Annotated in this window: 21 protein-coding genes; 5 read left to right on the top strand and 16 right to left on the bottom strand. The window is 27.4% G+C overall.

From position 1 onward, the window contains the following. Nucleotides 1–502: 502 nt before the first annotated feature. The 16 genes from AVANS14531_RS04885 to AVANS14531_RS04810 form a co-directional block, all read right to left on the bottom strand. On the bottom strand, nucleotides 503–2587 hold the full coding sequence (locus tag AVANS14531_RS04885; protein WP_336611525.1) for an RNA degradosome polyphosphate kinase: 2085 nt from the start codon (nucleotides 2585–2587) through the stop codon (nucleotides 503–505). 3 nt (nucleotides 2588–2590) lie between these two features. Continuing rightward, nucleotides 2591–3595 carry a tRNA 2-thiouridine(34) synthase MnmA gene (gene mnmA, locus AVANS14531_RS04880; RefSeq protein ID WP_336611524.1) on the bottom strand — a complete coding sequence of 335 codons (1005 nt, stop codon included), beginning with the start codon at nucleotides 3593–3595 and terminating at the stop codon, nucleotides 2591–2593. Then, entirely contained in the window at nucleotides 3592–4773 is a 1182-nt protein-coding gene (gene mqnF / locus AVANS14531_RS04875) for an aminofutalosine deaminase family hydrolase (RefSeq protein WP_336611523.1), read from the bottom strand. The genes mnmA and mqnF overlap by 4 nt, the downstream gene beginning before the upstream one ends. A 99-nt stretch (nucleotides 4774–4872) precedes the next feature. After that, nucleotides 4873–5301 (bottom strand): GNAT family N-acetyltransferase, encoded by a 429-nt coding sequence (locus AVANS14531_RS04870; protein WP_239817055.1) that lies wholly within the window; start codon nucleotides 5299–5301, stop codon nucleotides 4873–4875. Next, the gene (locus AVANS14531_RS04865) at nucleotides 5298–6281 is read right to left on the bottom strand and encodes a DUF2156 domain-containing protein (RefSeq protein WP_336611522.1); all 984 of its coding nucleotides are present in this window, start codon (nucleotides 6279–6281) and stop codon (nucleotides 5298–5300) included. The genes AVANS14531_RS04870 and AVANS14531_RS04865 overlap by 4 nt, the downstream gene beginning before the upstream one ends. A gap of 65 nt (nucleotides 6282–6346) precedes the next feature. Then, on the bottom strand, nucleotides 6347–6856 hold the full coding sequence (locus tag AVANS14531_RS04860) for a hypothetical protein (protein ID WP_239817057.1): 510 nt from the start codon (nucleotides 6854–6856) through the stop codon (nucleotides 6347–6349). A gap of 68 nt (nucleotides 6857–6924) precedes the next feature. After that, entirely contained in the window at nucleotides 6925–7461 is a 537-nt protein-coding gene (pth, locus tag AVANS14531_RS04855; protein ID WP_239817058.1) for an aminoacyl-tRNA hydrolase, read from the bottom strand. After that, on the bottom strand, nucleotides 7458–7994 hold the full coding sequence (locus AVANS14531_RS04850; RefSeq protein ID WP_239817059.1) for a 50S ribosomal protein L25/general stress protein Ctc: 537 nt from the start codon (nucleotides 7992–7994) through the stop codon (nucleotides 7458–7460). The genes pth and AVANS14531_RS04850 overlap by 4 nt, the downstream gene beginning before the upstream one ends. Before the next feature lie 57 nt (nucleotides 7995–8051). Further along, nucleotides 8052–9251, bottom strand: coding sequence for a type IV pilus twitching motility protein PilT (locus AVANS14531_RS04845; RefSeq protein ID WP_239817060.1), 1200 nt, complete (start codon nucleotides 9249–9251; stop codon nucleotides 8052–8054). 8 nt (nucleotides 9252–9259) lie between these two features. Next, complete coding sequence (locus AVANS14531_RS04840; protein WP_336611521.1) at nucleotides 9260–10225, bottom strand: transaldolase; 966 nt, start codon at nucleotides 10223–10225, stop codon at nucleotides 9260–9262. Continuing rightward, nucleotides 10225–10725 (bottom strand): chemotaxis protein CheW, encoded by a 501-nt coding sequence (locus AVANS14531_RS04835; RefSeq protein ID WP_239817062.1) that lies wholly within the window; start codon nucleotides 10723–10725, stop codon nucleotides 10225–10227. Before AVANS14531_RS04835 ends, AVANS14531_RS04840 begins: the two co-directional genes overlap by 1 nt. A gap of 4 nt (nucleotides 10726–10729) precedes the next feature. Further along, nucleotides 10730–13084 (bottom strand): hybrid sensor histidine kinase/response regulator, encoded by a 2355-nt coding sequence (locus AVANS14531_RS04830; RefSeq protein ID WP_336611520.1) that lies wholly within the window; start codon nucleotides 13082–13084, stop codon nucleotides 10730–10732. A gap of 11 nt (nucleotides 13085–13095) precedes the next feature. Next, nucleotides 13096–14040: a chemotaxis protein gene (locus tag AVANS14531_RS04825; protein ID WP_239817064.1), complete on the bottom strand. Its 945-nt coding sequence runs from the start codon at nucleotides 14038–14040 to the stop codon at nucleotides 13096–13098. A 2-nt stretch (nucleotides 14041–14042) separates the two neighbouring features. Then, nucleotides 14043–14771 (bottom strand): UDP-2,3-diacylglucosamine diphosphatase, encoded by a 729-nt coding sequence (locus AVANS14531_RS04820; protein WP_336611519.1) that lies wholly within the window; start codon nucleotides 14769–14771, stop codon nucleotides 14043–14045. Next, on the bottom strand, nucleotides 14771–15250 hold the full coding sequence (gene greA / locus AVANS14531_RS04815; protein WP_336611518.1) for a transcription elongation factor GreA: 480 nt from the start codon (nucleotides 15248–15250) through the stop codon (nucleotides 14771–14773). The genes AVANS14531_RS04820 and greA overlap by 1 nt, the downstream gene beginning before the upstream one ends. 2 nt (nucleotides 15251–15252) lie before the next feature. Next, nucleotides 15253–16311 carry a lipid-A-disaccharide synthase gene (locus AVANS14531_RS04810; protein ID WP_442862398.1) on the bottom strand — a complete coding sequence of 353 codons (1059 nt, stop codon included), beginning with the start codon at nucleotides 16309–16311 and terminating at the stop codon, nucleotides 15253–15255. 84 nt (nucleotides 16312–16395) lie between these two features. On the opposite strand from AVANS14531_RS04810, the gene AVANS14531_RS04805 reads away from it, so the two are divergent. From AVANS14531_RS04805 to AVANS14531_RS04785, 5 genes are all read left to right on the top strand, one after another. Next, nucleotides 16396–19932: a S6 family peptidase gene (locus AVANS14531_RS04805; protein ID WP_336611516.1), complete on the top strand. Its 3537-nt coding sequence runs from the start codon at nucleotides 16396–16398 to the stop codon at nucleotides 19930–19932. 157 nt (nucleotides 19933–20089) lie between these two features. Then, nucleotides 20090–20662, top strand: coding sequence for a FecR family protein (locus AVANS14531_RS04800; protein WP_336611515.1), 573 nt, complete (start codon nucleotides 20090–20092; stop codon nucleotides 20660–20662). A gap of 11 nt (nucleotides 20663–20673) precedes the next feature. Further along, nucleotides 20674–21582, top strand: coding sequence for a FecR family protein (locus tag AVANS14531_RS04795; RefSeq protein WP_239817070.1), 909 nt, complete (start codon nucleotides 20674–20676; stop codon nucleotides 21580–21582). Beyond that, nucleotides 21575–22852 carry a porin family protein gene (locus AVANS14531_RS04790; protein WP_336611514.1) on the top strand — a complete coding sequence of 426 codons (1278 nt, stop codon included), beginning with the start codon at nucleotides 21575–21577 and terminating at the stop codon, nucleotides 22850–22852. The genes AVANS14531_RS04795 and AVANS14531_RS04790 overlap by 8 nt, the downstream gene beginning before the upstream one ends. A 9-nt stretch (nucleotides 22853–22861) precedes the next feature. Further along, entirely contained in the window at nucleotides 22862–23524 is a 663-nt protein-coding gene (locus tag AVANS14531_RS04785) for a Type 1 glutamine amidotransferase-like domain-containing protein (protein ID WP_239817072.1), read from the top strand. The last annotated feature ends 63 nt before the right edge of the window (nucleotides 23525–23587 follow it).

Genomic DNA, 23587 nt, shown 5'->3' with positions numbered 1-23587 from the left:
TTAAAAAATAAATAAAAAAAAAAAAAAAAAATATTTTAAAAAAAAATTAAATAAAAAAAAATTAAAAAAAAAAAAAAAAAAAAAAAAAAATTTATAAGCCAAAATTTAAAAAAAAAAAAAAAAAAAAAAAAAAAAAAAAAAAAATGGCAATAATGATAATTCATAAAAATACTAAAGGATTAATTTTAAATAATATTTAAATATTTTAACTTTTTATAAAATATTTATAAACAATAAAAATAAAAATATTTATAATAAATTTATTAAAATATTTTTTATTAATAAATTAATTTTTATATTTTTATTAAAAATTTTTAGTGATTTGTAACATTTTGTATTAAATTACAAAGAATTTAAAATCAGAATTTAGATTTTAAATATTTTTGATATTTATTAAATCAATAATATAAATGAAAAATATTTTAGATATTAAGAAAGGTATTGAAAAAGAATTTGAAATAGGAATTTGGATTTTTCTAAACTCAAATTCCAAATTCAAATTCTAATTTTCTCTAAAGAATTTTTGAGCCATTTGGTTTGCTTTTGCCTTATCACGACCTTTTTTAAAGCTTTTGTAAATACCACTTACATAGTTTTCAAAAGTCTCTTGAGAATCAAGGGCTTTTTCATCTTTTTGCACCTTTGTATAAACGCCGTTTTCATCTAAAGTATAAGCTAATTGATTATCACTTAATTGAAGTCTTAAAATCTCAGCTAATTTCGCATGCAAACTCTCATTTAATATAGGTGTCATAAGCTCTAATCTTCGCTCTAAATTTCTTGGCATCATATCAGCACTGCTTATATAATACTGCGGAGTTGCGTGTTTAAAATAAAAAATCCTAGCATGCTCAAGATATTTTCCAACTATACTTCTTACTCTTATGTTTTCACTAAAGCCTTTAAGATTTGGCTTAAGACAACAAATCCCACGAACGATTAAATCTATACTAACACCCTTATTTGATGCTTCATAAAGTGCTTTTATGATATCTTCATCAACAAGTGAGTTCATCTTCATTATGATTTCGCCTTTTTTACCTGCTAGACTTTCAGTTTTAATCATTTTTAAAATCTGCTCTTTTATTTGAAATGGACTCATTGATAAAGTCTTTAAACGCTTATTTTTACAATATCCCGTAAGTATGTTAAAAAACGCTGTTATATCGGTATTTGCAATATCAAAATTAGAAGTAAAAAAGCTTACATCTGTATAAACCTTAGCTGATACGCCGTTATAATTGCCCGTTCCTAAATGTGCATAAAACTTAAGAGTTCCATCATCTAGTTGGCGTATTACTTGAGTAATTTTTGCATGAACTTTAAAACCTGCTATTCCATATACTACATGAGCTCCTGCATTTTCTAGCTCTTTTGCCCAATAAAGGTTGTTTTCTTCATCAAAACGAGCCTTTAATTCAACCATAACAGTAACTTGCTTACCATCGTTTGCAGCGTCCATTAAAGCTTTTATAATTTGGCTATTTTTTTCTAAGCGATAAAGCGTCATTCTAATAGAAATTACTTTAGGATCTTTGCTAGCTTCTTTGATAAAACTTGCAACTGGATCAAAGCTCTCATATGGTTGATAACATAAAATATCTTGCTTATCAATCACTTCAAATATACTTAAATTCTCATCAAATGGAGGCAAAATCTTTGGCACATAAGATGCGTGACATAAATGGCTTAATTGTTTATTATTTACGATTTGTAGCATTGATGATAGTGCTAGCGGGGTTTTGTATTCGTAAATGTCTTTATTAAATACTTTAAGATGCATACTTAAAAAGTTTTTTATCTCTTCACTTGCACCATTTTCTATTTGAATTCTTACATAAGCACCTTTTCTTCTAAGCTTTAAGCCTTGCTCAAGCAACATCATGAAATCATCTGCTTCTTCTTCTTCAATAATAATATCAGCATTTCTAGTAACTCTAAAAGCAGCGCTTTCTACCATTGTAAAACCTGGAAAAATATCTTCTAAATGCTCTTTTACAACGCTTTCAATAGGAACGAAAAGCCCCCTATCAGCTTCAAAAAATCTAGGCAATACTCTAGGAATTCTAACCATTGCAAACTTATCATGCTTTTCATCTTCGCTTTTTAGCTTTACAGCTAATGAAAAAGATAAATTATTAAGCGGTGGAAATGGGTGAGTTGAATCTACTGCAATAGGAACGATAACAGGCATTATTGTGCTAAAGAAATACTCTTTTGCTCTTCCTTTTTGATTTCTAGTTAAATCATTGTAGCTTTTAAGCTCAACCCCTGCTGTTGCTAACTCGCTCATTATTTGAAAATAGTTTTTTTCTAAAGTATCTTTTTCATCATGCAAATAATCTCTAATAGCATTTAATTGCTCAAGCGGTGGGAGTTCATTTTGTGGAACAACACCAGCTGCAAAAAGTTGCTTAAGCCCAGCAACCCTAATCATATAAAACTCATCTAAGTTGGTGCAATATATGCTAATAAATCTTAATTTTTCAAGAAGTGGGATTTTTTTATTACATTGATCAAGCACCCTTGAATTAAACTTAAGCCAAGATAATTCCCTATTAAATACCAATTCCTTCTTCATTTTCATCCTTTATACTATAAAGCCACTTGCTACTACCAAATCACCTTGATAAAATACTGCTAATTGTCCTTTTGCTAAGGCATAAACGCTTTCTTCTAATAATACCTTTTTTTCTTTTTTGATTAATTTACAAGGAACTTCTTTTGTGTTATATCTAATTTTTACTTTACATTCTAGCTCATCAAAATCGCAAAATGCGTTTATATTTCCTAATTCAAATTCTTTTACAAATAATTCTTCTTTAGAGCCTACTATTATTTCATTTGCTTTTGCATCTATTTTTAGAACATAATGTGGAGTTAATGCACCCTTTACGCTAAATCCACGCCTTTTGCCGATGGTATAGTGCATATAGCCATCATGCTCTCCTACGATTTCGCCTTTTGTATTTTTTACAAAGCCTTTTTGATTAACTTCTACATGCTCTTTTAAAACATCGGTGTAATTTGTAGTTACAAAGCATATTTCTGAGCTTTCCTTTTGTTCGCTAATAGACTTTAGCATAGGGATTTTTAGGGCTTGTTCTTTTATGTCTTTTTTAAACTTATCTCCTAAAGGAAAAAGCACATCTTCTAAACTTTGCTTAGTTACATTTGCTAGAAAATATGTTTGGTCTTTACTTAAATCAATGGCTTTTTTAAGCATACCATTTTCAATTTGAGCGTAATGTCCTGTTGCTAGTTTTGCATTTTTGCTCTTTGCATAATCTAGTAAAGCTCCTAATTTTATATTTTTATTACATAAAGCACATGGGTTTGGAGTAAGTCCTGCTTCATAAGTTTTAATAAAAGGATTAAATACAGCATCGTTAAATTCTTTAGTAAAATCAAGCACTTCATAAGATATTCCTAAAAAATCAGCAACCCTTTGTCCGTTTTCTATGTTTTTTTCGTGATAATTAGGGCGGCCGTGTAATTTCATATAAACACCGCTTACATTAAAACCTTTTTCTTTAAGCATAAGAGCCGTATAAGAGCTATCAACCCCACCACTCATTGCTAAAACTACATTCATATAATTTCCTTTCCATCTAAATACATATTTTTAATTTCTTGTGTTCTTAATATAATTTGAGCTAGTAAATTATCATTTAAATATCCAAAATCATCTAAAATGATAAAATCAGCACTTGCACCTTTGCTAAATGGCTTTAAACCATCTAAAAACAAATGAGAATTATCAAAACAAACAGCCTTATAAAGTAGAAAAGCTAATTCATTTAATTCAAAATCACTTTGTATATATAAAAAGGCTCTAAGCTCATCAAACATATTTAAAGTATTGTTTGAGCTAAGCCCATCTGTTCCTAAACTAAAGTTTAATTTATTTTCTAAAAGATTTTTAAACCTTAATGCACGAGAGCCTAAAAACCTATTAGACCTAGGGCAAGACGTTATTATATGATGAGATTTAAAAATACTAAAATCATCAACATAATTACAATGTGTAAAAATCGCCTTTAAATCATCAAATCCGCTTAAAAAATCCTTTGTAATTAAGCTTGGATTAAATCTTGCTAGATATGAACTAAGATTATTTTTATATCCTTTTAAATGCTCTAACTCATAAGGACTTTCTAAATAATGAGTGCTTATTAATAAATCATTTTTTTTAGCAAAATTAATAGCATAATCATAAGTTTTATCGCAAATTGAATAAGGACTATGCAATGAAATATGATTGTTTAAGCTTGAAAATCTTGAAAATCTTTCTTCAAAAAAATCAATATTTTTAGATATTGCTTCATCATTTGCACCTAAAATCTCATGAAAAATTATGCTCTTTATTGGGCTTTCTGATAGGCTTTCAAGATTTGCACCAAAACTAGAAATCTCTCCTAAATACCCTACTCCGCTTTTTAGCATAATATTAATTTGATTTTTTATTTCTTGATTTAATTTATCTTTATCGTAATTTTGTCTATTTGCAATTATGCTTTCAAGCCATTTTGCAAAATCTCCATAATAAAGTCTTGATAAACAAAACTCTAAATGTGAATGCAAATTACACAAAACTGGACTTATTATAAACTCGCTCTTGTCTATAATATGAGCGTTTTTGTATTCTTTAATAGCTTCATCAAAATCACATATTTTTATAATTTTTTCATCAAATACTAAAGTCTTATTAATCTGCAAAAAATCATCACGGCTAAAGTCTAAAATAGCCTTAGTTTTCATAATTTTAATCATTTTAATCCTTTATGAAATATTACGGAATTTTTTTAAATAAATGTTGTAAAAAATAGGATAAAATAAATCTTTTTATACAAAAGGAATTTGAAATAGGATTTAATTTCCTATTTCAAATTCTCTTAACATTTTTATTCCGTCTTCATCAAAATAATAATTTTTAAGTATTTTTTGATATTTAAAGCCTAATTTTTCGTATAATCTAATGGCTTTTTCATTACTTTTTCTAACTTCTAAATAAATCTTTTTATTTGAATTATTTATAATATTTTCACAAAGCTTAGTTGCTAAACTCATATTTTGATAATTTTTATCTACTGCTAAAGAATATATTCTAATGCTATTTTTGTAAGTTATGCTTAGAATATATGCTACAACTTTTTCATCTTTTAAATAGATTAAAATATTTTCTTTTTTTATGTGATATAAAAAATTCGCCCTACTTAATTTAAAACAATCATTTTTAAAACACATCTCTTCTAAATAAAGCAATGAATCTAAATGATTTTTATTAGCTTTTATAATCATAGTTTTTGATAAATTGTGTATTTTGGAATGATTTTTTCTGGGCGATAAGACATTTTTACTTTTTTTAGATTTTCAAATCCCATATCATCACCTACATTTATGTATTTACAATCAAATTTATCTTTTAAATATTTTGAAAATTCTCTGAAAATAAATTGAGCGCAGCCTAGTACTTCAAAATCTGTTTTTTCAATCAAGACACTTGCAGTATCACTGCAAATCTTTTCTCCGATTGTAAAGCCTTTTAATTCATCGTTAATATAAATTACTAGACCAACTAAACCAAGTGCTTCATAATCTTGTAAACATCTTTTAATTGCTAATCTTTCTTGATAAATACCATCTAAAAACGCATCAACTTCGGCTTTTGGCACATATTTTATTCTATCGCTTACCCATTTATCAAATAATATTCTTATATCTTCGCTGTGTTTTTTGCAATCTAAAACTTCTACTAAATAATTAGGATAAACTCTTTTAAATTTATTAATTTCTGTTCTTTTTGTATGATAAGAATTGCCTTTTAGCTCTATTAAATCATCACTTACATAAATGTAATCTGCTAATTTTTTTTCTATTACATAATTATCAAGAGAGCTAAAAATAACTTCTCCTTCATTTGTGTAAGTAATAAAACCTTCTAAAAAACTATCACATACATACTCAATTCTTGAATAATAATTAGATGAATTATTTTCATTCATAATCTTAAAACATTCAGGAATACTCTCATAACAATCTTTTGGCTTGCCAAGTGGCGGTAATAACATAGAAAGCTCTCCACCATTCATAACAAATAAGCAAAATGTATTATTAATAATCGCATAAAAACCACTAGATTTTGATAGCCAAATATAATTAGCACAAAATGAATAATCACTTACATTTACATCAAAATCATTTAAATATTGCTGCATTAAATCCTTAGCTTTTAAATCAAAAGCTTTTAAAGTATAGTCTTGAAATTTTATTTCCGCCATTAATTTTCCTTGTTTAAAAAATGCGCGAATTATAAATGTATAAAGTAAAATAATAAAGCGTTTTTTTAGTTATTTTGGATTTGCTGTCTAAAAAGTTCAAAAATTGAAAATTTAGCTATTTTTGTTTCTATTTTTTTATTTGTATATTTTGAAACATAAGTTGATTTTGGCAATATTAAAGTAAGTTTTTTAAGCTTTGAAATAAATCTTTCTCTTTCGTGCTTATCTTCATTTATTAAACCATATAATATATTTTTAAACTCTGAATAATCATTTCCTATTGAATATAAATAGCCTAAAGCTTCATACCTTTCCATAGGAATTACCGTGTATGATACTTCACACTTGCTAATTTTATTTATTTTATCATTGCTAATTTCATTTATTTCATGAATTTGAAAAATCTTGCTAAAAATCATAGCATCAATATCGCTAAAAGCTAATTGTAAAGCTGTTAAGCTCTTTTGTTTAAATTGCTCAACGCTTTCAAATTGCAAACAGCTATAATCTTGTTTAGCAAATAATTTCATATTAAATATAGTAAGAATTATAATTAATACTTTTAAAATCTTCATTCTCTTTCTTAATTTATTGATTATTAAATAAATATTTATTTTATTAATTAATTATAAACATGTAAAGTTTAATTATGGAATTTATTTTGAGTTTTCAAAATATCATTTGATATAAGATACTCTAAAGCTTCTTTTGAATAATCTAAAAAACTTTGTAATTCCTTTTCTTCTTCTTTACTAAAATTATCTAAAACATAATTAATAACTTCATATTTAAATTGAGGCTTTCCAATACCAAGCCTTACCCTTTCATACTCATTTCCTATTAAAGCATCAATAGATTTTAATCCATTATGCCCTCCTGAGCTACCACCTTTTTTAATCTTTAATTTGCAAAATCCAATATCCATTTCATCATGACAAACAATAATTCTCTCAGGCTTATAAAAATCTACAACTTTTTTAACACTTTCACCTGAATTATTCATATAAGTTAATGGTTTTAACAATAATAAATCTTGTTTTTTATACAATTCTGCGTTGCAATTAAGATTTTGTTTTTTAAAAGAAGAATCAAGTATTTTATCAATTAACATAAAGCCTAGGTTGTGGCGAGTATTTTTGTATTTCTCGCCAGGATTTCCTAGACCTACGACTAAAATCATCTAGCTTTTTCTACTCCAACAACAGCTACACGACCTGCGTCAATAATTTTTACATTATCAGCAACTTTAATATCTCTTACAAGTAAAGCATCGCCAACATCTAAATCAGTTACATCTAATTCAAAGAAATTAGGTAAGTTTTCTGCTTTGCACTTAACTTTTAAACGGCGTTTTGATTGAATTAAAACACCTTTATTTTTAAGACCTTTTGCAGTTCCAACAACTTTTACTGGAACCATATAAAAGCTCTCTACACCTTTTAAAGCTAATTTTAAATCAACGTGCTTAATTTCACTTGTTACTGGGTGGTGTTGATAATCAACAATTACAACTTCATAAACTTTTCCATCAACTTTAACTGGGAAAATTAATCCGTCTTTTTTGCGAACTTCTTTAATAAATTCGTTTGTCTTAAACACTGCATGAATGTTTTCAACACCTTTTCCATAGATATTTGCAATTAGCATACCATCTTGTCTAGCAGCTTTAGCTGACTTTCTACCAATACTCTGTCTAATTTGTCCTTCTAACATAAAATGTCCTTTCATAAAAAATAAGCGTTTATATTATCTTAAAATATTTAATATAAATTATTTTTGTTCTTCTTTTTCTTCTTTTTGTGCTAATTTAAATTGAAAACCTACACTTGCACTTGTTTGAGTTTTCTTAGCTTCACCAAATTTATAACCATCAATTAAAACTTTTAAATCATTTGCATTACTTGCTTTATCATAAGCTTCTTCTTCAGTAATTCTGCCATTTTTATATAAAGTTAATAAATGCTGGTCAAAACTTTGCATTTTCATAGTGCCTTCTTTTAAAACATCTCCTATTGAGTTTTCTCTACCTTCTAAAATAAGCCTTTTAATACGCTCATTACCTCTTAAAACTTCAATAGCTGCAGTTCTTTTACCATCAGTTGTTTTACATAATCTTTGAGAAATTACAGCTCTTAAAACGCCTGAAAATGAACTTCTAATTCTGTTTTGCTCTTCCTTAGGAAACATTCCTAAAACCCTGTTTAAAGTCTCTTGAGCATTAATTGTATGCAGTGTGCTTAATACTAAGTGTCCAGTTTCTGCTGCGTGCATTGCTACTTCAATGGTCTCTAAATCTCTCATCTCACCAACTAGAATAATATCAGGGTCTTCTCTAAGAGCTGCTCTTAAAGCATCTTGAAAGCTTAAAGCATCTTGTCCTATTGCCCTTTGATTTACTATTGATTTTGCAGGTTTATATTTAAACTCAATTGGATCTTCAATAGTAATAATATGTCTATTATAATTTTGGTTTATATATTCAATAATTGATGCAAGAGTTGTTGTTTTACCACTACCTGTTGGACCTGTAACTAATATTAAACCTCTTGTTTCTGTTGTAGTAATATCTTTTATAACTTCAGGCAGTTTTAAAGCCTCAAAACTTGGCATAGTATCAGGAATGGTTCTAAATACTGCGCTTGGTCCATTCATTGTAAAAAATAAATTCACACGAAACGAACCTTTATATTTAAACTTATCTTTATTCTTTGGCTCATACGAAAAGTCTATATTTTTATTATCTACAAATCTCGTAAAATCACCTCTAGTTAAAGCTTTACATAAGTCTAACATATCTTCTCTAGTTACAATTTCTGGTGCGATTTCACTAATTTCACCATTTACTCTACCTTTAGGGTTTAAATTTGAACTTAAGTGTAAATCACTTCCACCTAAGTCAATTAAGGTATTAAGCCAACCATCTAAACTATCTCTTAATTCCCAACGGATATTCTCTAAATCTATTTCCATACTAGTCCTTAAAGATTTTCTAATATATCTATATAAGCTTTTTCAAATTGAACTAAACCATCATCTAAAAGCTTTTTACATGCATTATCATACTCTATTTCATTAATTGTTGAGAATATAAATTCTTTTGATGAAGTTATTAATTCCTGATTCAAATTCTTTATGTTTTTACTTGGTCTATAAGCATTTATTGCATTGATTGGTGCTGTATTTATAGTATTGTTTAATTCTAATTCTTTTAAATAATAATCTTTACTTAAATCATTACTTTTAGTTCCTGTGCTAGCAAATAAAGCTCTAATGTTTTCACTATCCACCTTAGATGCTGAATATATTGCATTTTGAATGCCTATTTGATTTTTTACACTATATCTATGATTTAATAAGCTATCAACTCTGCTTACAAAAATACTAACAACACCTTTATTAGTTATTCCATTAGGATTTTTTGCTTTATATTTTTTCATACCTTCACTTATTGCATCATTACATTTTTTTGCTTGTTCATGTGAGAAAATTAAAGTTGCATTAATGCTAATTCCATAACTTGCCAAAGTATTCATAACTTCATAACCTGCATTTGTTGCCGGAACTTTTATCATAAGATTTGGCATATTTATTAAATTAGCAATTTTTAAACCTTCTGCAATACTAAGACCTGCATTATTACTATTTAATGGATTTATTTCAAAACTGATAAAACCATTATTGTTATCTTTTGCATATAAATAACTCATTTTAAGGGCTGCTTTTTTTATATCTTCTAAAGCTAGAGCTAAAAATAATTCTTCTTTGTTTTTAATATTTAATTGTTTTATTCTTTCTTTGTAATAAACTGAAGTTGTAATTGCGTTTTTAAATATACTAGGATTACTAGTAGCACCATTTATAGTGCCACTAGCTAGCATTTGTAAAAATTCATTATCTAAAAAACTATTTTCAATAAAATCACACCAAATGCTATATCCACTCATTAAAAATCCCTTTTCATTAAAGCTTCAACTTTTAATATGGTAAGAATACTATTTTCTTGCTTTCCAATACCTTCAATCATACCTTTTTCTTTTAATAAAGTCTCAGGTGGTTGGTCTATATTGCTCTCTTTAATTTTGATAGCTTCTGTTAATTTATCAATAACAAAACCTATATTTCCTTCTTCACCTTTTAATACTATATATCTAGTATGTTGAGTATGTTTTGAGCTTCCTAAACCAAAGCGTTTAGCTAAATCAATTAAAGGAATAACATTACCACGCATATTAAATACACCTAAAACATAATCAGGCACACTAGGAACCCTAGTGTATTCAATAGGTTTTATTATTTCTTGAATGCTTAAAATCGGAATAGCATATTCTTCTTCATCTATCATAAAACCTACTAATTGTCTAATTTGCTCTTCTTTAGTATCTCTTGCTGAAGAGCCTTTTACTTGCTCTTGCTGTCTATTTAAAACTTGATTTAATCTTTCCATTACATTATCCTAACTTTAAATTCTTTCTTACTACATTTTCTAAATATTCATAAGAATAAGGCTTTGTAATATACTCAGTCATTCCTACTTCTACACCTCTTAATCTATCACTCTTACTTGTTCTACTTGTTACAGCAATTAATGGTAGATTTCTATATTTTGCATATTTTCTAATTTCTGCTGCTAGTGTATATCCATCCATTCTAGGCATTTCAATATCAATTAACATTGCATCAATTGAATGCTCTCCGCTTTTTACAACGTTTAGGGCTTCAACACCATTAGCTGCTTCAATTACTTTAATACCTAGTGGCTCAAGAGCTTTTTTCATAATTCCCCTATCAATTTGAGAATCATCAACAGCTAAAACAACATAATCACTTGGCTTATCTTTAGTAACTTTTGCACTGCTTTCGCTACTTGCTTTAATATCTACTTTAACATCTTTTGCCATATCCATCATTGCACCAACATCAACAATTAGTGTTACATTACCATCTCCACGAATGGTTGAACCTGCAATTCCTGTAATATTTTGTAAGTAATATCCCATAGACTTAATTACAACTTCTTCTTGTCCTATTAAAGTATCTACAATAATTCCAAGTTTTGAAGCAGCTGCACCAACAACTACAACATAAGCTTGTTCGCTATTTTCAAGCACTTGTTTTACACCAAATAAGTCACTAAGTCTTACAAGTGATAAAACTTCATCTCTTAATCTTAATACATTTTTACCTTCAATTGTGTAAATATCATCAATAGCAACTCTAACTGTCTCAAGAACACTAGCAAGTGGAATAGCATAAAATTCTTCTTGAGTCTTAACAAGCAATGATTGAATAATTGCTAGAGTTAAAGGTATTTTTAACTTAATTACTGTTCCTTTACCAAGCTCACTATCTACTTCAATAATACCATTTAGCTTATCAATGTTAGTTTTTACAACGTCCATTCCAACGCCACGACCACTTACGTTTGTAACTTGCTTAGCGGTTGAAAATCCTGGCTTAAATATAAGTCCATAAGCTTCTTTATCACTCATATTATCAGCTTCTCTTTCGCTAATAACACCTTTTTCAATAGCTTTTGCTCTTAATATTTCAGCATCAAGACCTTTACCATCATCAGCAATTTCAATTACAATGTGATTTCCTTCATTGTAAGCTTTTAGTTGAACTGTTCCTTTTTCTGGCTTACCTGCTGCAATTCTATCTTCTGTTGATTCAACCCCGTGATCGCATGAGTTTCTAATCATGTGCATAATAGGATCGCCTATTTCTTCAACGATTGATTTATCTAATTCAGTTTCTTCACCTTCAAGTTCAAGCTCAATTTGCTTACCTAAATCACGGCTTAAGTCTCTTACAACTCTTGGGAATTTATTAAATACTTTTGCAATAGGTTGCATTCTTGTCTTCATTACAGCTAATTGAATATCTGTAGTTACAACGCTTAGTTGATTTACAACCTGATTTAATTCTTCAATAAATTTCTCGCCTTCATATCTTTCTTCAACATCATCGTAAATCTTTAATAATCTATTCTTACCAAGAACTAACTCACCTATTAAGTTCATTAGGTTATCAAGTCTTTTTACTTCAACCCTAATGGTTTGTTCCATATTTGAAGAATTTCCCTTATCTGCTGCAACTGGAGCTTGTTTGCTTGAACTTTTGTCTTTATCTGATGCACTTGGTCTTTCAACAGCTTTTGCTTCAACTTTTGGCTCAGCTTTTGCTTCAACTTTTGGCTCAGCAGCTGCTTCGTTCTTTTTCTTTTCTTCTCTTCTTGCTTTATCTTCTGCTTTTCTTTGTTTTAATAATCTTTCAATTTCTGCTTCAACTTCATCAGCACTTAAAGAATTAACATCAACTTCTTCTTCATTACTATTTGAATCTTTTTCTATTAATTCTTCAATTTTTTCATCTAAACTTTTTGGCTCTGATTTAACTTCGCTTAAAACTTTACCTTCGCTAATTGCTGTTAAGCGTGTGCAAATTGAATTAATATCCATGTTAATAGCTGTATCATTTCCATTATCTTTAATACAATGTAATAAATCCTTCATCATATCAATAGACTCAAGAACAACGTCCATAATATCAGGAGTTATAAGTAATTCTCCATGACGAGCTTTATTTAAAACATCTTCCATGTGATGAGTTAATTTTGTTAAAACATCAAAGTTTAAAAAGCTTGAACTTCCCTTAACTGTGTGAGCAACACGGAAAATGCGGTTAAGCAATTCTAAATCTTCTGGATTGCTTTCAAGCTCAACTAAATCGTGATCTATTTGTTCAATTAATTCAAAAGCTTCTACTAAGAAGTCTTCTAATATCTCTTGCATATCTTCCATATTTACGCTCCTTACTTATTAATATATGATTCAATTACTCTTGATACTTCTTTATAAAAAATATTAGCATCAAACTTAGTTAAAAAGGCATCTCCACCTACATCTTTACTCTTAAGAGTTGAGAATTCATTGCTTAAAGATGAGTTAAATATAATCGGAATTCCTTTAAATCTTATATCTTCTCTAACCCTTGAAGCAAAGTGGAAACCATCCATTTGTGGCATTTCAACGTCTGAAATAATCACTTTTACTTGATTTGCTATATCATTTTTATAAGCATCATAAAGCTCATTCATTTTGTTAAGCCCATCAACGCCATCTTTTGCCTCAATTACTTTAAAGCCCATTTTATCAAGTGCATCACGAACTAATTTTCTAGCAGTTGAACTATCATCTAAAACAACAGCTGTTCCAGTCATTTTCTTAATTTCTTTTTCTTCAATGTCAATTTTTGGAGAATAAATTCCTAGTTCTTCTACTATTCTTTCAAGGTCTAAGATTAATAAAACTTCATCATTTTCAATCTTAGCAATTCCTGTGATTTGACTTTTATCAAAACCACCTGTATTAGTTGAAAAATCCGAACCTCTAATATCAGTAGCACTAATTCTTCTAATTCTTTTTGCCTCATGAACGATAAAACCTATCATAATATTTGAAAACTCAGCAATAATAATTCTAGGTTTTAAAACCATATCCTTTGGCTCAATAATATTCATCCACTTAGCAAGATTTATTACAGGAATTACAACGCCTCTTAAATCAAAAACACCTTCAATATATTCAGGCACACCTGGTAATTCTGTTAATGCTGGGATTTTTATAATTTCTTTAACTTTTGCAACATTCACTCCATAAATTCCTTCATAGACTTTATGTTGTCCTTGTTTATAGATACGAAAATCTACAAGTTCCATTTCATTAGAATCAGCCTTTAAGACTTTATCTTCTGCCATTTTTACTCCTTTCTGGGTAAGTTATATTTTTTTATAAGTCCGTATTCTAGTATAAAAAAACTTCGGTCATTTGCAAAAGCTTCTAAATTCTTGTATTTTGTATTTCCTAATTCAAATTCTCTTCCTTGATGAAAGTGTCCTTCTACTATATAATCAATTTTTAGGCTTTTTTTTGCAAAATAATCTTGATATTTTTTAATTCTAAATTTCATTAAACTATCAAAAAAATCTAATTTTTTATATAGTTTTTTTACCTTTTGTTGATTGCAAATCTTTTGATAAATTTTATCAAAACATATAATATTTAAAAGATTTAATATAAAAATTACAAAAGGTAATCTTAAAAATCTTAAAGCTATTTGAGTAATTATTGGCAAGAAAATATCTCCATGAGAGATTGCTATATTAAACTCTTTATATTTAGCTAAAATAGGCTGATTTTTAATAATTTTTACATTTTTAAAAAGTTTTTTTAAATTAAAATCATGATTTCCTTCAAAATAAATAATCTCAATTTCTTTAGCTAAATTATCTAATTCATTAATTATGTTTAAATTATCAATTTCAGAGCTTTTAATTCCACCTATTAAAAGATTAAAAATATCTCCTAGAAGTATTACTTGTGGGGGCTTATTAAGTTTTAAATATTCAATAAATTCACAAAAATCTAGCCTAGTGCTATCATAATGCACATCGGCTATAAAAATCGCTTTGTCTTTAAGCTCAACCATTAAATATCAAGCTCTTTATAACTTATACTAAGGATTTCATAACTTGCTTTTCCTTTAGGTAAAACAACGCTAAATTCATCTCCTTCATCTTTACCTAGCATTGCCTTTGCGATAGGAGAATTTATGCTTATATATCCTTTTTCTAAATTACTTTCATAGTCTCCTACAATACTAAAAGTCTTTTCTTCTTCGGTATTTAAATCCATAATCTCTACCGTGCTTCCAAATCTTACTTTATCATGATTAAACTCAGCAGGATTTACAATCTTTGCATTTGCTAAAATTTCACTAAGTTCAGCGATTTTTCCTTCTAAAAAGCTTTGTTTTTCTCTTGCTGCGTGATATTCTGCATTTTCTTTTAAATCCCCATGAGATCTTGCGATATCAATTTCTTTTACTACATTAGGGCGTTCAACTACTTTTAAATGTTCTAATTCTTTATATAATTTTTCATAGCCTTTTTGTGTCATTATTTGCATTTTTACTCCTTGATTAATTTTGCTAAATTGCTTGCTATTTCACCTTTTGTTAGTTCTCTTAATTTTATTGATTTTTGTAAAAACTCTTCTTTATTAGCATTTTTAAATACTGCTAATAATTCATTTTCATCAAAGTTTTGTATAAATTCTTTGTGAAATTCGCCCAAATTAAGCTTATCAAAAATAATATTACAAAGTCCTATAAACTTGATTTTTACTAGAGTTTTTGCGATGAAATAATCAATCATTTTAGCCTTATAACATAAACAAAAGGCATTTCCTATAAGTCCTGCTTCAAGGCTTGCTGTGCCACTGCAAATATATGCAAACTCGCAATTTTTAAGAGTTGTTTTAGTATCGTAAGAAATAGTAAAACCACTTAAATCTTCATATAAATATAATTTATCCTTTAAAAAAGTAGGCACACAAACAACGCATTCATAATCACTAAAATGCTTTTTAAGGTTTCTAAAAATTGGCATCAAAGCTTTTATTTCACTTTTTCTTGAACCTGGCAAAAATGCTATTGATTTTTTAGTTTTTGTATCGTTTTTAAAATAATCTTTTAAAGCTTCATTGCTTGGATTTCCATAATATAAAGATGATTTAAAATACTGATTTTCAAATGGCAAAATCCCAACTAATTCATCGCACAAACTCTCAACAACCTTAATTCTACCTTTTTTCCATGCCCAAACTTGTGGCAAAATAAAATATATAATCTTGCCTTTAAAACCAGCCTTTCTTAATGCTTTTGCAAAAGGTATATTAAAAGCAGGAGAATCTATTAACAAAACCTTTTCTATATTTTCTTTAAGTGCAATTTGAACTAATTCTTTTATAGCTTTTTTTGCTTTTAAAATTAGTGGTAAAACTTGCACGAAACCCATAGCATTAAACTCGCTAAAGTCGCAATAATTGTAAGAATTTGAAATAGGAATTTCGTTTTTCAAATTAACATCATAAATCCCGTATAAGCTAATATTGTCTAATTCTTTTAAGATATGTTTTAAATGAGTATTTGCTGAGTTTTCCAAAGCTATACTTAATAATTTCACAATTTTTCCTTTAATAAATTTTATTCTTTAAAGTATTTTCAAAGTTTTTTAATACTATTATAAAGCATATATTTAATAGGAGTTTGTATGAAAATAAAATATAGTGCAATTTTGCTTAGTATGAACCTTTTTGCTGGTGTGGTAAATCCTAATTTTGCTTATCAAGATTATTTAGACTTTGGAGCTAATAAAGGAAAATTTAGTGTTGGAAAAAATTTATCAGTAACCGATAAAAGCGGAAAAATTGTTGATTTTAAAGTTCCTATGCCAGATTTCTCTGCTGCAAATCAAAGCGGAAGCTTAATGGGAGAGCTTACAAACATAGGTGGCTCTTATGCAATCACTGCAGCTCACATGATAAGCCCAACTCATAGGCCTGATTTGATCAATAAAGGCAAAAAATATGAGTTTGGCAATGTAGCTTCAAGTGTTGTGGCAAGTGATACTAATTTTAAAGATTATCTTAAATGGAATGATAACTGCAAAGAACCTCAAGCTGTAGATGATTTGAGAGATTTCGCAGTTATTAAAATGAGTAAATTAAATATAAATGCAAGCGCAAAGTTAATTAATAGAGAATTTTTTTATATAGACCCCTTTATTAGCGAAAATTTAAAAAATGATCAAAATGAACTTTATAAAGATAAATTTAGCATGAAAAATCAAGCTTGGAACAAAACTGAGTATGATAAATACATTGCAACAGGTAAAGAACAAGATAGCGAAGATATAGGAAAAGGAATTTTAATAAACCATCCTGAAAGATTTAGTGTATATGCTAGAAGTGGCTCTGGAATGCAAAAAATAGGCTATATTGACGGACAACTAGTTCCTAATTTAATTGAATACGAAGGTGTATATTTAACAGGCGGAGTTTTGTATCTTAATAAAAGTGCAAGTACTGATAATATAGGTATATTAAAACTTGAATCAGTTAGTGAAAATAGAATAGTTACAAAAGATTTCTCAAGACTTGATTTTTCTAATAACCCTGCACCTGGCGATAGTGGAAGTGCTGTTTATGTTTATGATAATCTAATTAAAGATTGGTTTGTTGTAGGAGTTGCAAGCACAAGTGATTGTAATCCATATGAAACAAACGGTTATGCTTGTAGCACTAGCTCTTACGCTCTTATAAATCATCATATAATTAATGATTTTAAAAATGGTTTCACAGCTACTTTAGATGGTAATGGTTATGATTCTACTACTATAAGTGCTAGTATAAAAGATAAAAATAATGAAAATAATAAAGACTTAGTATTTGCTAATGCAACTACAATTACTCTAAATGATAAAGAAAATCTAGGCTCAAGTGTGTTTTACTTTAATGATAATTCTACTATAAATGGTGGCGAAGTTTTACTTGGTGGAGTTGTGATAAACGATGGTAAGACACTTAATTTTAATGCTACAACAGGGCTTAATGATAATCTTCATAAAATGGGAAAAGGAAGCTTAAATATCAATAAAGAAAGCTTAGGAGGACTCAGAAGTGGCGAAGGTCTAACTATTCTTAATACCACTAATAAAGCCTTTAGCTCTATATATTTATTAAACGATGCAAAATTAAAAATTACTAATGAAAATCAACTAAAAGATACTAATCTAATCTTTAATGGTGGAGAGCTTGATTTAAATGGAGTAGATTTAAATCTTAATAAAATTCAAGCAAATAATTTTAACACCCTAATTACGAATTCAAATTCCAAAGAATCAAAATTAAATATTACAAGTCCTAAAGAGCTTGATATTTATCACGGACAAATTGCTAATAATATTTCACTTGAATTAAATAATGCTAAAGATTTTGTATTTGATGGAGAATTAAATTTAAATAATTTAAATATTAATAATTCAACAATTAATCTTCAAGGACATCCGCTAGCTCATGCTTATTTATACAATACTCAAACTGCAAATAAAGTAGGTGCAAACATAACTCCAACTACTAGCTTTCAAGAAGATTATGAAGCTAGAGTAAATAATATAGATAATATTGTTTTAAATAATGCTAATTTAAATATTTTAAAGTACAGCACTCTAAATGCAAAAAATATTACTTTAAATAACACATCTAATTTAAATATAGGTGATAATAAAATATATCTTGATTATTACGATAACAATCATATTAGCAATGGCGAAAAAGATTTAGTATTTACTTCTAGCTTGCAAGAATATAATTCTTTAGCAAGTAATATAAGTGTAAATGCAAATGTAGTTTTAAACAATAATTCAAGCCTAAATATTAAAAATGGTTCAGAGTTTAACGGAAGTATAAGCGATGATAACACAAGTAATTTAAACTTAGAAAATGCAAATATTGAAGCAAATATAAATATTGCAAACCTAAACGCAACTAATACTAATTTTTATTTTGCACTAGATAAGACTTTAAATGTAACTAATAGTGCAATAGGTAGCTTAAATACCTTTATGATAAAGCCTAGCTTAGTAGGAGAAAATAAATATCTATTAGCAAGTATAAATAATATAAACAACACAATAAAGCAAGATTATTTAAAGGCTATTGAGTATAAAGAAAATATAAGTATTTATAAGCCAAATATTGAATTTGCTAACGAAAATGGTAAAGCTAATTGGTATCTAGTAAGCTTAAAAGAAGAAACGCAAGAACCTAACATAAATGAACCTGATACAAATGAGCCAAATACTCCAAATATTGAAGAAAAACCTACTATAAAAGATTATTTCTTTGTAGAAGAGAATAAAGCAGTTACTCAAATGATTGATAATTCATTAAATCAAGTATTTTTCTCTTATGTTTTAGAATGGAATAACTTACAAAAAAGAATGGGTGAATTAAGAAATAACACTTCAAGTGGATTTTGGACTAGAGCTTACGTTGGAGAAAGTTCTTATAAAGATTACAATAAAACTAAATTTTATGAATTTCAATTAGGAATTGATAAATTAAATGAAGGTAATTATTATAAAAATTACACAGGTTTAGTGCTAAATCAAAGCATTTATAAATTAGGAAATAATTTAAGTGGAGATATAAAAGGCACAGGATTTGGTATTTATAATAGCACTATTTTTGATAATGGATTTTATATAGACGCTATTGCAAAATACATCAATTATAAAAATGATTTTACTTTATATGTAAAAAATCAAAATGAAGTTTTAAACTCACTAAAAGCAAAAAATTCATCTTCACTAATTGCTAGTGTTGAGTTAGGTTATAGAAAAGATTTTAATAATTTTTACCTTGAGCCACAAATTGAGTTTATCACTGGCTATGTAGGAAAACAAGAATTATCAAGCGAAGATAAAAAGCTTAATTTAAAATCAGATTCTTTTGTGCCGTTTAATATAAAAACCGCGCTTTTTATGGGTGCTAATTATGAAAAGTTTGCTTTAAGAGCTGGGGTAGGATACGCAGCTGATTTAATAAATAATGCCAAAAAAACTATAAAAGATTTAGATAGCACAAGTATTTATAATGGTAAAAAAGATTCAAGAGCCTTTGTAAATCTTTCAAATACTTATAAAATCAATGAAAAATCAACTCTAAATCTTGAGTTTGAAAGAACTTTTGGCGGTGATTTAAATATTGATTATAGCTTTAACTTAGTTTATAGATATTCGTTTTAATTCCTATTTCAAATTCCTTTCGTAGTAATGTCTAAAAAGGCATTATTACGAAGATAAATATAAATTTCATTTTTTTAATATAAATTTTAACAAATATTTAATTTAAAATTAAACTTAATTGCCTAAAATTGTGGGTTAAAGTTTTTAAAGGATAGTTATGCGTTTTGCTTTATTTATTTTTATTTTTGCTAATTATTTATTAGCTAATGTTGGTAGCATTGTTAATTATGTAGGTGATGTAGAGATTTTAAGAAACAACGAAAGCATTGTAGTTCAAAATAAAAATTATGAATTATTAGAAAACGACACAATAATTACTAAAAGTAATGCAAAAGTTCATATAGTATTTATAGATAATACAAATCTTACTTTAGGTAAAAACTCAACTATTAAAATTAATAAATACCTAATAAATGGAGCTAACTCAAAGGTAGATTTAAATGCTAAAAAAGGCAGCTATGATTTAACTAGTGGGGAGATTTCAAAACTAGCTAGACAAAGCTTTAAATTTCAGGCAAATACTGCAACAATAGGAATTCGTGGAACTAGATTTAGTGGAGATCTAAATCAAAAATTCGTAGATTGCAATGATGGTGAAATTGATGTAAAAGTAGGAAATAAAACCTATAATCTTAAAAAAGGCGAAAGACTACACTATAAAAACTTAAAAACAATAAAACTAAAGAAATTAGAACCTAGCGAATTTAAAATGATTAGGCTAGGAAATTAAAAGGAGATATTATGAAAAAAATTGCTTTAATGATTTTTTTAGCAAGCTCGTTACTTGCAAATGTTGGTAAAATTGTAACCTTAAGGGGTGATGTTTTAATCGTTAGTGATAACAAAGAAAGAATTGCTAAAGCTAATGATATATTAGAAGAAAACGACACAATAGTTACTAAAAATAATGCAAAATTACAAATTAAATTTGTAGATAACACAATAGTTACTTTAGGTAAAAACACTACTTTAAATATTAACGACTATGTAATTGATGGCAAAAACTCAAAAGTAAGCTTAAAGGTAAATAACGGACATTTTAAAGTAATGTCAGGTAATATTTCTAAAATTGCTAGAGAAAACTTTGAATTTCAAGCAAAAACAGCAACCATAGGTATCCGTGGAACAGTATTCGTTGGAAGTCTTGGTAAGGTTGATAAGGTAGGATGTTTAGAAGGAGCTATTGATGTTAAAGTAGGTAATAAATCTCAACTAATTCAAGCAGGAAATCAGTTAAGATTTGATAATGATAAAATCATCAAAATTGAAAAAATCGCACCAAAAGAGTATGAGACAATTAACACTGGCAAAGAAGTAGCAAGCAACAAAAATGTATCATATAAAAACAATGAAAATTTCAATGAATTTTTAAATAAAAAAGAAGAAATGATAAAAGCAAAACAAGAATTATATCAAAACAAAAACTACCAAGAATATCAAAACAACTATAAGTATGGAAGCGAAAGAATTAAAGACTTAGATATTAATGCAGTTTCTAAAGATATTATTCAAATATGTAATGGAAATCCATATTGCATACAAAATAAAGTTAATTATGCTAATAAAGACTATTCAAGTGGTAAAAATTATCAAAATAATAAAAACAACAATAATGTAAATTACCCAAGACAAAGGGGAAGAAATGATTAAAAAATTATCATTAATTTGCTTAGCAACTTCAATTCTTTGTGCTGGTTATCTTGAAGAATATAATAATAAAAATTATAAAAAAGCATTAGAATTAGCAAAAGCACAATGCGATATTGATTGTAATAGCGAAGAATTAAATATAATATTAGCTAAAAGTGCTGAAAAATTAAAAGATACAAAAGAAGCAATAGCTGCTTATGATAGAGTTTTGATTGTTAATGAAAACAATATTGAAGCAAGATTTTCAATAGCTAATTTATATTATGAAAACGGCAACCCTGAGCTTATGAAAGATGAATTAAACTATATGTTAAATAATCTTGATTTAAGCCAAGAGCAAAAAACTAGAATAAATAATCTTTTAAGTAATCTAGAAAAAACCAAAGAAATTTCAAGACCATATTTCTTAGGAATTAATGTTGGTTTTGGTTATGACTCAAACCCGCTTTATGGTAACGATAAATATACTGATTTTATAAGTATGGAAAACTTCCAAAATCAAAAATCTAATGGCTCAACAAGTATAATTTTTAGCATTGATGGATCTTACAATTTAGATTTAGGGAATAATTATTCAACCCAATTTTATGGAAACTTTTATAATAAAAAATATCTAAAAAATAAAAGCGAAAATTATCCTGATTTAAATGTATTATCACTAGGTATTAATCCGAAATATACCTATAATAATCATAAATTTGTTTTAAATTTAGGCTATGATTTTGTAATGTTAAGAAGAGCTGCATTTTTACATAGTATAAATTTAGGCTTTACTTATGAAAATAACTTAAATGATAATTATTTATATTCAATTTTTTATGATTATTCAAAAGGTATTTTTGATAATAGCTATGATAAAGATTCAAACTTTAACCACCATTCTTTAGGTTTTAACAATGTTTTAGCTTATAACAATAATATTTATTATTTGAATTTAAATTATGACTTTGAAAAAGCAAAAGAAAGCTTAAGTTCAAACTCAGATTTTAAAAGCTATGGAGTTAAAATAGGTGCTATTATTCCATTTGCTACTAGCTATGCTTTTAAACCAAGTATATCTTATACACATACGGATTATTCAAAAGAAGATATTTCTTATTTTTCAAAAAGAAAAGATAATGAATACTTTGTAAGTGCAACAATAGAATATATGATTAATAGCAATCAAACTATTAGCCTTAATTTAAGCTATGATAAAGATGATTCAAATCATAATTTTTATGATAGTATAAATTACTCAACTATGCTAAATTACAGATATGAGTTTTAAAGGAAAATTATGCAAAATATTTTATTATTAAGTAGCGATAGATATAAACAATTAGAATCATTTGAATGGTGTGTAAGTATATTGAATGATTTTTTTGCAAAAACTAAGCAAATTGCTTTAGTTCCTTACGCACAAGTTGGCGATGATTTTAATGAATACGAAAAGCTACTAAAAAATAAAATAAACTCAAAAATAGTATCAATTCATAGCGACCCTATCAATATCTTAAAAGAAAGCGATGGGGTCTTAGTAAGTGGGGGTAATTTATTTGTTTTATTATATAGATTACAACAGCTTAATTTGTTAGATGCTATAAAAGATAAGATAAATAATTCAGCTTTATATGCAGGCTGGGGAGCAGGTGCGAGCTTGCTTTCAGAAGATATTAAAACCTGTAATGATTTACCTATTTTATATCCAAATAATTTAAAAGCATTAGGGATTTTAAAATATCAAATAATTACAGAATATATTCCACAAGATAAAGAATTTGCTTTAAAATTATTTGAATACTTTAAACTACACCAGAATTCATCAGTATTTGCCTTGCCTTATGGCTCAGCTTTAAAAATACACAATGATAATGCATTAGTTATGGGTAATGAAGGCGTATTAAAATTATCAGAGTACTACGAACAATACTTTAAAATAGGCGATTTTATTAAACTATAAAATACTTTTCGCTCACTGAATTTGAAATAAGAACTTTGCTAATTCCTATTTCAAATTCTTTAA

The organism is Campylobacter sp. Cr9 (assembly GCF_020138295.1).
Classification (GTDB): domain Bacteria; phylum Campylobacterota; class Campylobacteria; order Campylobacterales; family Campylobacteraceae; genus Campylobacter_E.
This window is presented reverse-complemented; position numbering and strand designations above follow the sequence as displayed.

Coding starts and splice junctions, on each gene's coding strand:
- AVANS14531_RS04850 (WP_239817059.1), bottom strand. CDS start 7,994: ATGTTAGAAGGACAAATTAGACAGAGTATTGGTAGAAAGTCAGCTAAA.
- AVANS14531_RS04845 (WP_239817060.1), bottom strand. CDS start 9,251: ATGGAAATAGATTTAGAGAATATCCGTTGGGAATTAAGAGATAGTTTA.
- AVANS14531_RS04785 (WP_239817072.1), top strand. CDS start 22,862: ATGCAAAATATTTTATTATTAAGTAGCGATAGATATAAACAATTAGAA.
- mnmA (WP_336611524.1), bottom strand. CDS start 3,595: ATGAATGTAGTTTTAGCAATGAGTGGTGGGGTTGATAGCTCTTATACG.
- AVANS14531_RS04820 (WP_336611519.1), bottom strand. CDS start 14,771: ATGGTTGAGCTTAAAGACAAAGCGATTTTTATAGCCGATGTGCATTAT.
- AVANS14531_RS04870 (WP_239817055.1), bottom strand. CDS start 5,301: ATGATTATAAAAGCTAATAAAAATCATTTAGATTCATTGCTTTATTTA.
- greA (WP_336611518.1), bottom strand. CDS start 15,250: ATGCAAATAATGACACAAAAAGGCTATGAAAAATTATATAAAGAATTA.
- mqnF (WP_336611523.1), bottom strand. CDS start 4,773: ATGATTAAAATTATGAAAACTAAGGCTATTTTAGACTTTAGCCGTGAT.
- AVANS14531_RS04860 (WP_239817057.1), bottom strand. CDS start 6,856: ATGAAGATTTTAAAAGTATTAATTATAATTCTTACTATATTTAATATG.
- AVANS14531_RS04830 (WP_336611520.1), bottom strand. CDS start 13,084: ATGGAAGATATGCAAGAGATATTAGAAGACTTCTTAGTAGAAGCTTTT.
- AVANS14531_RS04805 (WP_336611516.1), top strand. CDS start 16,396: ATGAAAATAAAATATAGTGCAATTTTGCTTAGTATGAACCTTTTTGCT.
- pth (WP_239817058.1), bottom strand. CDS start 7,461: ATGATTTTAGTCGTAGGTCTAGGAAATCCTGGCGAGAAATACAAAAAT.
- AVANS14531_RS04885 (WP_336611525.1), bottom strand. CDS start 2,587: ATGAAAATGAAGAAGGAATTGGTATTTAATAGGGAATTATCTTGGCTT.
- AVANS14531_RS04840 (WP_336611521.1), bottom strand. CDS start 10,225: ATGAGTGGATATAGCATTTGGTGTGATTTTATTGAAAATAGTTTTTTA.
- AVANS14531_RS04835 (WP_239817062.1), bottom strand. CDS start 10,725: ATGGAAAGATTAAATCAAGTTTTAAATAGACAGCAAGAGCAAGTAAAA.
- AVANS14531_RS04795 (WP_239817070.1), top strand. CDS start 20,674: ATGAAAAAAATTGCTTTAATGATTTTTTTAGCAAGCTCGTTACTTGCA.
- AVANS14531_RS04800 (WP_336611515.1), top strand. CDS start 20,090: ATGCGTTTTGCTTTATTTATTTTTATTTTTGCTAATTATTTATTAGCT.
- AVANS14531_RS04865 (WP_336611522.1), bottom strand. CDS start 6,281: ATGGCGGAAATAAAATTTCAAGACTATACTTTAAAAGCTTTTGATTTA.
- AVANS14531_RS04825 (WP_239817064.1), bottom strand. CDS start 14,040: ATGGCAGAAGATAAAGTCTTAAAGGCTGATTCTAATGAAATGGAACTT.
- AVANS14531_RS04790 (WP_336611514.1), top strand. CDS start 21,575: ATGATTAAAAAATTATCATTAATTTGCTTAGCAACTTCAATTCTTTGT.